The following is a 453-nucleotide window of genomic DNA, read 5'->3' as shown; positions in this document are numbered from 1 at the left end:
TGAGCGTGAAATGTCCACCCCAACCACAGAATATCCCTGATTAGCCAATATCAACGAGATCATGCCATTTCCGCAGCCGAGCTCCAAGATCCTTGCTGGCGCGGCTGGTAGTAGCTGGTTTTCCATAAGGGTGCGGAGTGTTGTTTCCCAACCCACTCGTCTTTGATCGAATTGATCTCCGCCCCAGCCTCCGTGACCTTCGGCGCGAAGTTTATTATATTGAAGGTCCGCCTCTTCTGCGAGGGAGCCGGGCATTCTCGTTTCGTCATTCATGTGAAATCCATTGTTCTGAATTGAGTTCCCGGACTGCCATCTCCGTTGCTGGCGGCAAAGGAAACCCTAACGGTCGACTAGCCGATGAAAACCGCCTTGAGTGACGTTTGCCGAGGAGGGTATGCAGATGAAAGTGGTAAGGCCCATCCAAACATACCCCGCGACACTGGGGATACCGGC

Annotated in this window: 1 protein-coding gene; it reads right to left on the bottom strand. The window is 53.4% G+C overall.

Annotation, left to right across the window (positions count from 1 at the left end; genetic code table 11):
* A partial coding sequence (locus RCF13_RS02965) for a methyltransferase domain-containing protein (RefSeq protein WP_308140843.1) occupies positions 1 to 273 on the bottom strand: 273 nt, incomplete at its 3' end.
* Positions 274 to 453 lie beyond the last annotated feature (180 nt).

The organism is Stenotrophomonas maltophilia group sp. RNC7 (genome assembly GCF_030910085.1).
In the GTDB taxonomy this organism is placed as follows: Bacteria; Pseudomonadota; Gammaproteobacteria; order Xanthomonadales; family Xanthomonadaceae; genus Stenotrophomonas; species Stenotrophomonas sepilia.
Note: the sequence above shows the minus strand (reverse complement) of the source record. Positions and strands in the feature narration are given on the sequence as shown.